Raw genomic sequence first — 8,769 nt, 5'->3', positions numbered from 1 at the left:
CGCCGCCGCCACCTGCACAGCCACCGCCGCGTTCAACGCGTTACGCGCCTGCGGCCGGTTGATCGTGATCACCTGCACGCCACCCCGACGCTCGACCAGCACCTCGTCCGACATCACAAACTCCTTCAGCAGCGCGAATAGGCCCAACTACCGAAAGAGTATCCTCAACTATCCATCCGATCAACCAATCGCCAGCCCGAATCCAGACCTCAGAGGTCTTGTTCCGCTATTCATGGCACCTATTCCGCCAAATGGGCTGCGGGCTGCGGGCGAACGATCCACTGGAGCAGGTGCTCGGCATCGGCCGCCGACGGGATGGACTCCGACCAGAGGAACTGCTCCATCGTTGCGAACATTGCACAAGAGGCAACCAGCGCATCCCGTGCCGGATCGGCGCTACCGAGTTCACCGAGCGGCCCCGTGAGCAAATCGGCGATCTGAGCACGCAGCCGCACGCCCCCTGACTGGGACATCGCACCCCGCGAGGTATGGCGCAGAACCGCACGGGTAGTCGCCGCAACCTCCGGGTCGATGGCCTGCCAGAAAACCGTGTCCACACATCCACGGATCCGCTCGATCGCGCCGGACCGCTCAGCACACCGCTGACGAAGTTGGTCGAGCAGACGCCGGGCGCCGTCGTCGGCGATCGCCGCCATCAGATCATCTTTGCCACGAAATGCCCGGTAGAACGCATCGTTGGACACCTTCGCGCGCGTCACGATCTGGGCCACGCGCGGCTCGGCGGTCGGATCCGCACTCATCAGCGCCAACCCCGCATCGAGCATCCGGCGAACCTCGTCCTCCGCGGCAGCTTGCCGGTTGCCTGCCCGGCGGCGCGCGGCCCTGGCCGCCAGCGACTCTTCCTCACGGGGTTCCTCCGGCGCATATGGACTCGTCATGCCCGACAGTGTACGGTTCGTCATACCAAACATCCAGAATGTCATTCTGGACTTTTCGTACATGATTCTTTTTCCCGTCCCGCCGGTTCTGGCGCCGCGACGAACGGAGTTGCCGATGAGCGACCGGTCAGCCACCAAACCCGAGGTCGGCGTCGCCGACCCCCGGGACATCCTCATGCGCGCACAACGCGCAGCCGCCATGCCGCTGCGCAACCTGCAGCAGCTGCACGGCGGCGCGTCCAGCCTGACGTATCTCGCCACGACGGCCACCGGCGACAAGGTCGTCGTCAAGGTCGCCCCGCCCGGTCTCGAACCGGTGCGCAACCGGGACGTTCTCCGTCAGGCCAGGGCGCTGACAGCGCTCGCTGACGTCGCACACCTTTCGGTGCCCCGGGTCCTCGGAACCGACCCCGGTATCCCACCGGAGGTGCCGCCGCTGTTCGTCATGTCCCATGCCCCCGGCGAGAGTTACGAACCGAGGCACGGCGTTGCCGATCGCCGTCCCAGCGGCGGCGAGGTGCGCCGCCGCGCGGCCGCGGCCGCCTCGATGCTCGCGGCACTGCACACGGTCGACCCGGCCTGCCTCGAACTGGCAGAGCCCGTCACCACGCCTGGGGACGAGGTCGCGAAGTGGCGCAAAGCGCTCGACACCTGCGAACTGACGCCCATTGCCGACGCGGCCGCGGTCACCTGCCACGAGCGACTGCTCGCGGCGGTCCCGGCACCACTGCGACCCGCGATCCTGCACGGCGACTGGCGACTGGGCAATATGCAGTGCGTAGGCGACGAGGTCACCGCCGTGATCGACTGGGAGATCTGGTCGATCGGCGATCCTCGCCTCGATCTGGCCTGGCTCCGGCTCATGTCCGACCCCGATCATCCCTCGGCGACCGCAGCCGATGCCCCCACACTCGAACCGGACGAGCTACTGACCGAGTACGAGACCGCGTCTGGCGCACCGGTTCCCGACCTGGCCTGGTTCGACGCGCTGGCCCGATACAAGCAGGCCGCCGCATCGGCTCTGCTGGTCAAGAATGCCGAGCGGCGCGGTCAGGTCACCGAACGCGTCGAACGGATGCGACGCGGCATTCCGCTGCTGCTGTCCGCGGCGATCACCCGACTCCCCTACTGAACCCAGGAGGACCCATGCTGGATTTCTCTGTCGATCCCGAGTTCCAGGCCAAGCTGGACTGGGCGGCCGAATTCGTACGGACCGAGGTCGAGCCACTCGATCTGCTGTTCCCGCACGGCGGTGACCCGTACGACACCCGCAACGAGAAATCGCGCGCGATTCTCAAGCCACTGCAGGACCAGGTCAGGCAGCAGGGCTTGTGGGCGTGCCACCTCGGCGTTGAACTGGGCGGGCCGGGCTACGGCCAGATCAAGCTCGCGCTGCTGAACGAGATCCTCGGCCGGTCCTACTGGGCCCCGACGGTGTTCGGCACCGCGGCGCCCGATACCGGTAACGCCGAGATCCTCGCGATGTTCGGCACCGACGATCAGAAGGCGAAGTACCTGCAGCCGCTGCTCGACGGCGACATCGTCTCGACATTTTCGATGACTGAGCCACAGGCGGGCGCCGATCCGAAGGAATTCGTGTGCCAAGCCTGGCGCGACGGTGACGAGTGGGTGATCGACGGTGAGAAATGGTTCTCGTCCAATGCCCGCTACGCGGCGTTCCTGATCGTCATGGCTGTCACCGATCCGGAGGCGGCACCGCATCGCCGGATGTCGATGCTCATCGTGCCCGCCGAGACTTCGGGTATCGAGATCATCCGCAATGTCTCGACCATGGACGAACGTGATTCGCTGGATGAGGGTATCCACGGCTATATCCGCTATCGCGAGGTTCGGGTGCCCCTCGATGCCATGCTCGGCGGCCCCGGAGACGGTTTCAAGGTCGCGCAGGCTCGCCTCGGCGGCGGCCGCGTGCACCATGCGATGCGCTCGGTCGGCAAGTGCACCCGGGCGTTCGACATGATGTGTGAACGTGCGCTGTCGCGGCGCACCCAGGGAACGCTGCTGGCCGAGAAGCAGGCTGTCCAGCAGTTCATCGCCGATTCGTGGATCGAATTGCAGCAGTTCCGGCTGCTGGTGCTCAACACGGCGTGGATCATCGACACCCAGCCGCACGGCGCCGCCCGCACACACATCGCGATGTGCAAGGTCGCGATGGCCAAGGTGCTGCACGACATCATCCAGCGTGCCCTGCACGTACACGGTTCGCTGGGTACAACCAACGAACTACCGCTCGCGAAATGGTGGATGGCGGCGCCGAATCTCGCACTGGCAGACGGCCCGACCGAGGTGCACCGCACTACGGTCGCCAAGCAGGTACTGCGCGAATACACTCCGGCCGCCGGATTGTTCCCGAGTGAACACATCCCGCCGAAGCTCGACGCTGCCCGCAAGCGCTATGCCCACATCATCGACGATGCGAGTCTGTCCGGAGGGGTGAACGCATGACCAGCGAAAAGACCACCGCGACACCGGCTTCGATCTTCGATCTGTCGGGCAAGGTCGCGCTGGTGACCGGCGGCAGCCGGGGGCTCGGTCTGGAGATGGTGCGAGCCTTCGCGGCGGCAGGTGCCGATGTGGTGATCACCAGCCGCAAGATCGATGCTTGCGAAGAGGTCGCCAAGGAGGTCGCGAGTCTGGGCAGGCGTGCACTGCCCGTAGCGGCACACGTCGGCCGTTGGGACGATCTCGATCGGCTCGTCGACACCGCCTACGGCGAGTTCGGGAAGGTCGACATCCTGGTCAACAATGCGGGCATGTCGCCGCTGTCCCCCTCGTCGGTGGAGACCTCGGAAGAATTGTTCGACAAGGTGATAGCGGTCAACTTCAAAGGACCGTTCCGGCTGTCCTCCTTGATCGGCACCCGGATGGCCGCGGGCGATGGTGGCTCGATCATCAATATCTCGTCCTCCGGAGCGCTCCTGCCGCAGCCACGATTCGGGCCGTACGCAGGCGCGAAGGCCGCCCTCAACGTGCTGACCACGGTGTTCGCACAGGAGTTCGGGCCGAAGGTTCGGGTCAACACCATCTCGGCAGGACCGTTCCTAACAGATATCTCCAAGTCCTGGCGTGAAGAAGCACGCCAGACAACGCGCAGTGCGCTCGGGCGCCCGGGCCGGCCCGAGGAGATCATCAGCACCGCGCTCTATCTCGCCAGCGATTCCTCGAGCTACACCTCGGACGCACTGATCCGGGTGGACGGCGGCCTGTTCTGACAGTCCTGCCGACGTGTGGCCTGGAGGAATTCTCCAGGCCACACGTGTGTCACACCTGTACCGGCGCCAGCTTCACACTGGTGTCGAATCCGGCGACCTTACCCAGCGTGCCGCCCAGGATCACCGCGCGCTCCTCGTCCGGTACACCCGCAAAGTTGAACTCGATACAATCGGCACTCCCCCGGAACGTGCCCTCGGCGTGCGGGTAGTCGTTACCCCAGATCACGGTGGACATGCCGGTGATGTGGCGGGCCTGCACAGCGACCGGATCATCGGCGAACTGCACATGGATCTGACGGCGCAGATACTCACTCGGCTTCAGCGGGTACGGCCACTTGTCGTTGATCGCGAACAGCCTGCCCATCGAGGGCTGGTCCGTCGCCGGACGGGAGTCGTCCCAGAAACCGAGCCACCAATCCGAGTCCTGGCCGATGCCGGTCCGCCACGACTTGTCCATCATGCCCATGAAGGAAACCAGCCAGCCCGCGCCGAATTCGGTGAGATTGAAGTGCAGGTCGGGGAATCGTTCGCAGACACCACCACCGATCAGCGCAGCGATGATGGCCTGCGGACTCGCCGACGCGGTGTTGCCGCCACCCATGGTCCGGCCTGCGACCATATCATCGGTCAGCTGTCCCTTACCCATGTTCATCGCCGTCATCAAGCCGCGCACCGTCGTCGCGGTCTCCGACACCGCTTCCTTCACCTGCACGCCGCCGGTGGCGACGTGGAAGAAGATCGGAAGTCCGTGCGCCTGCGCCGCCGCCCACACCGGGTCGTATTCGCGTGACCAGTACGGCAACGGCGGAATCTCGGGCAGCAGCAGCGCACCGAGGCCCATCCGCGCGCAACGCTCGATCTCGGCGACCGCGTCGGGAATGTCGGTCAGCGGGATGGCCGCGGTCGGCCGCATCCGGCTCTTGTAGGGCAGATACCGCTCGACCAGATAGTCGTTCCATGCGCGTGCGTGTGCCATCGACAGTTCGTGGTCATCGGTGAACAGGACGAACAGGGAAAGGTTCGGGAACATCACCGACGCGTCCACACCGTCGAGATCCATATCGCGCAGGATGTTCTCCGGCTCACCATCCGGTGTGCGCCCGCCGAGCTGGCGATACTTGGAGATGGTCCACCCGTCGAAGCCGATCGTGTGCAGCTTCTTGAATTCCGTATGCCCACCTTCGACGATGGGCTCGTCGAGGGTGAACTCCTCTTCCCACAGCGCCCGATCCCGCAGCTGCCGGGGCAGCCGTGATTTGAACAGATCGACCGGTTCGATGATGTGCGTGTCACCCGACACGATGAAGTAGTCCGCCATCTGAAACACCTTGTCTTCTTCGAGAGTTCGCGTGTCGTGCACGCAAGGCGGCGAACACGAATCGCGAGAGGGATGCCCCATCGTTCAATGAGACTGAGTGTCAGATTAGCCACTGCAGTCCAGTTCTGGGACTGAATTCGAAATGGTAGTTTCAACATCATGAGTGACACCCCACGCACGAGGACGATCGCACGTGCTGCGATCAGGGCGAATCTGGCGCAGACCGCCTTCGAACTCGCCCGCAGCCAGGGGTTCCAGAAGGTGAAGGTCGACGACATGGCCGCTGCGGCCGGTGTCTCCCGGTCGACCTTCCTGCGCTATTTCGGCACAAAGGAGGACGCTGTGCTCAGCGCGTTCGACGCGCACGCGGCACAGTTCGCCGAGACACTGCGGACGCGGCCTGCCGAGGAGGACGACTGGACCGCGTTGCAGCGTGCGCTCGAGCAGGTCGTCGACTTCTACCTGGAGGACCCGGTCGCGGCACTGTCGTTTACTCAGTTCATCCTCGACACCCCCGAGTTGTCGGGCAGGAACCGGGAGAAACAGCACAGTTGGCGGCCCTTTTTGACGGCCGCCCTGGCCGAGCGCGCCGGCATCGACGAGCCGGTTCCGGTCGCGATTGCGGTCAGGGTGGCGGCAGCGGTGTCGTGCCTGAGCATCGCTGTCGAGCGCTGGTCAGAGTCCGGCGGCGAGCTGGATCTCGCCGCGCTGCTCGAGGCGGGCTTCCAGGCGCTGTCGCCAGACCGACGGGGCGGCTGAGACATCAGCGGAGGAGCGCCATCGCCTCGTCGAGCAACACCGGCAGTGCGGGCTCCATCCGCCGATGCATTTCGTTCAGCGTTGCGGCTTTTCGCGCGCGCTTGATCAGCAGCGCAGTCGCCGCCGCCTCCTTGTATTTGGTCAACGCCTCGAACCACACCAGGTCCGCGAGCCGTTCTCCGCGCGCATCTTCGTAGGCCGCGATCAGGTCCCGCGCGCACGGCATTCCGGTCGGCTCGTCCGACAGTGAGGCGGGGTGACAGGCATCGTCGGTGAAAAAGGTCAGCCAGCTGACATCGACACGAGGGTCACCCAGCGACCAGATCTCCCAATCGATCACCGCGTTCACGCGCCCGGCCGAGGACAGCGTGTTGCCCAGCCGGTAGTCACCGTGAGTGAACGCCGGGGCCATCGGAGGCGGGACGGTTTCGTGGAGTCGCTGGGCCACTGCCTCATGCCCGGTCCGCAGGTCGACCGGAACCGTCGAGAAGGCCCGTGCCCAGCGATCGATCTCGGCGGCCAGGGTCACCACCGGCTCCGCACACAACACAGTCGGCTCTGGGTCCACGCGGTGCAAATCGGCGAGGACGCGCACCGCGTCGAAGGCCAGCGACGTCACCTCTGCCTTCGGCAGTGTGCCGCGCGGCACCAGAACGGGTTCCACACACCGACCGTCGATCATCTCCATAGCGATGAACGGCGGCACCTCATCGGATCGACCTGGGTCGGCGAACAGGACCGCGGGCACCCGCACTCCTGGTTGCTCGGCGAGCACCTGCATGATCCGTCCCTGCCGCAGGACATCGCGGTTGCGCACCGGCGGAAGTCCGGGCGGCGCCACTTTCAGCACGATGCGCTGGTACTCGACCGCAACGTTCGACAGACTGACCACGAAGGTCAGACTCGACGATCCGCCGGTGAGTGGCTCGATCCGGTCAACCACCGCCTCTGTCGACCACTCGGTGATCGCAACGGTTGTGCGCGCTGTCAGTTCCGGTAGCAACAACGTGTCCGTCTTCATCCGAGCGCTCCTGAATTGTCGATGGTGTATCCGTCCAGCAGTGCGCGACGCAGCAACTTCCCACTCGGCAAACGCGGCACCGCACCGACGTCGATCGAGCGCGGACACTTGAAGTGCGCCAACCGATCCCGGCAATATTCCATCAGCTCGGCCATCAATGCGCCCTCGGACGAGGTCGGATCCGCGAGCGCGACAACCGCATGCACTCGCTGGCCGTACTCTTCGTCGGGTAGCCCGATGACGCCGACATCGGCCACTGCTGGGTGCAGGATCAGTACGTCCTCGATCTCCTGCGGATAGATGTTGACCCCGCCGGAGAGGATGAGATCGGAGCGCCGGCCGGACAGATAGAGAAATCCGTCGGAGTCGATATGACCGAGGTCTCCGAGGGTATTCCAGCCACGATCATTGTGCGCCGCAGCTGTTTTCGCTGAATCTCCATGATAAGAGAAGCGTCCTGCCCCGGAGAACCAAACGACGCCCACCTCCCCCGGTCCGAGCTCACGCCCGGCGGTGTCGCAGATATGTACCGCACCGCGTAACGGTTGTCCGACCGAGCCAGGGCGAGCAAGCCAGGTCACGGAGTCGATCGTGCAGAAACCACTGCCCTCGGTGCCACCGTAGAACTCGACCAGACATGGGCCGAGCCAGTCGATCATCTGCTGTTTGACCGCGACCGGGCACGGCGCCGCGGAGTGGACAACGCTGCACAGGCTCGACATGTCGTACTCGTCCCGGATCTCTGCCGATAATTTCAGCATCCGGACGAACATGGTCGGCACGAACTGCGCGTGGGTAACCCGGTGGCGCTCGATCAGACCGAGTGCGGCTTCGGCATCGAATCGTTCCATGATCACGGCGGTACCGCCATTGCGAATCGTCCCGAGCGTCCATGCCAGTGGCGCGGCATGGTAGAGCGGCCCAGCGCTGAGATAGACCGAGGTTCGGTCGAATCCGAACACCGACGCCATGCGGTGATCGATCGGCAGTCCGGTACCGAACGGCGCACCGGACAGTTCCGGCAACACACCTTTGGGCCGTCCGGTGGTACCCGACGAGTAGAACATGTAGTAACCCTCGGCCTCGTCGCCGATCGGCGCGTTATCGACGTCGGCGGTCAGCGTCGCGAGATCGGGTACGCCGGATACGGTTCCGGTGACGATCCGATCGATCCCGGGACATGCCTGCTCGACAGCCGACGCCACGCTCTCCAGCCCCGGAGCCGAGATCAGCAGCCGCGCACCGCAGTCAGCAACGATGTGCACTGCCTCGGCGGCGGACAGATGCCAGTTTACCGGGGTATAGCGCAAACCAGTGCGTTGCGCCGCCCAAACCACGGGAAACAGCTCGAGGCAGTTGTCGAACAACAACGCCAGATGATCACCACGTCGTAACCCCCGCGCGCGAAGCACCCGCGCGATGCGGTTCGACTCGGCTTCGAGCTGCCGGAAAGTCAGACTGCGGCCGGAATCACCGAGGACGACCGCGCGCTTATCTCCGAGATCGCGGGCGAGGTCGGTCAGGAGCATGGTGGATACC

Annotated in this window: 8 protein-coding genes and 1 pseudogene; 4 read left to right on the top strand and 5 right to left on the bottom strand. The window is 65.0% G+C overall.

Annotated elements, in window-relative coordinates:
• Both IBJ82_RS32845 and IBJ82_RS32840 read right to left on the bottom strand, forming a co-directional pair.
• Nucleotides 1–114, bottom strand: a pseudogene (locus tag IBJ82_RS32845) (enoyl-CoA hydratase); the annotation flags it as partial.
• Between the two features lie 125 nt (nt 115–239).
• Entirely contained in the window at nt 240–962 is a 723-nt protein-coding gene (locus IBJ82_RS32840; RefSeq protein ID WP_194829870.1) for a TetR/AcrR family transcriptional regulator, read from the bottom strand.
• 52 nt (nt 963–1,014) lie between these two features.
• On the opposite strand from IBJ82_RS32840, the gene IBJ82_RS32835 reads away from it, so the two are divergent.
• Genes IBJ82_RS32835 through IBJ82_RS32825 form a run of 3 tightly spaced genes read left to right on the top strand, consistent with a single transcriptional unit; the run spans nt 1,015 to nt 4,132 of the window.
• Nucleotides 1,015–2,031 carry a phosphotransferase family protein gene (locus tag IBJ82_RS32835; protein ID WP_194829869.1) on the top strand — a complete coding sequence of 339 codons (1,017 nt, stop codon included), beginning with the start codon at nt 1,015–1,017 and terminating at the stop codon, nt 2,029–2,031.
• Nucleotides 2,032–2,045: 14 nt separating this feature from the next.
• On the top strand, nt 2,046–3,365 hold the full coding sequence (locus IBJ82_RS32830) for an acyl-CoA dehydrogenase family protein (RefSeq protein WP_194829868.1): 1,320 nt from the start codon (nt 2,046–2,048) through the stop codon (nt 3,363–3,365).
• Complete coding sequence (locus IBJ82_RS32825) at nt 3,362–4,132, top strand: SDR family NAD(P)-dependent oxidoreductase (protein ID WP_194829867.1); 771 nt, start codon at nt 3,362–3,364, stop codon at nt 4,130–4,132. Before IBJ82_RS32830 ends, IBJ82_RS32825 begins: the two co-directional genes overlap by 4 nt.
• A 49-nt stretch (nt 4,133–4,181) precedes the next feature.
• Here the strand turns inward: IBJ82_RS32825 and IBJ82_RS32820 are convergent, their stop codons facing one another.
• Nucleotides 4,182–5,450, bottom strand: a complete 1,269-nt coding sequence (locus IBJ82_RS32820; protein WP_194829866.1) for an amidohydrolase family protein — start codon at nt 5,448–5,450, stop codon at nt 4,182–4,184.
• Between the two features lie 159 nt (nt 5,451–5,609).
• Here IBJ82_RS32820 and IBJ82_RS32815 point away from each other — a divergent pair, with 159 nt between their 5' ends.
• The gene (locus IBJ82_RS32815) at nt 5,610–6,209 is read left to right on the top strand and encodes a TetR/AcrR family transcriptional regulator (RefSeq protein ID WP_194829865.1); all 600 of its coding nucleotides are present in this window, start codon (nt 5,610–5,612) and stop codon (nt 6,207–6,209) included.
• Between the two features lie 4 nt (nt 6,210–6,213).
• Here the strand turns inward: IBJ82_RS32815 and IBJ82_RS32810 are convergent, their stop codons facing one another.
• Both IBJ82_RS32810 and IBJ82_RS32805 read right to left on the bottom strand, forming a co-directional pair.
• The gene (locus IBJ82_RS32810; RefSeq protein ID WP_194829864.1) at nt 6,214–7,230 is read right to left on the bottom strand and encodes a phosphotransferase family protein; all 1,017 of its coding nucleotides are present in this window, start codon (nt 7,228–7,230) and stop codon (nt 6,214–6,216) included.
• Complete coding sequence (locus IBJ82_RS32805; protein WP_194829863.1) at nt 7,227–8,759, bottom strand: AMP-binding protein; 1,533 nt, start codon at nt 8,757–8,759, stop codon at nt 7,227–7,229. The genes IBJ82_RS32810 and IBJ82_RS32805 overlap by 4 nt, the downstream gene beginning before the upstream one ends.
• Nucleotides 8,760–8,769: the final 10 nt, after the last annotated feature.

The sequence above is a fragment of the Nocardia sp. XZ_19_231 genome (genome assembly GCF_015355705.1).
Taxonomy (GTDB): Bacteria; Actinomycetota; Actinomycetes; order Mycobacteriales; family Mycobacteriaceae; genus Nocardia; species Nocardia salmonicida.
This window is presented reverse-complemented; position numbering and strand designations above follow the sequence as displayed.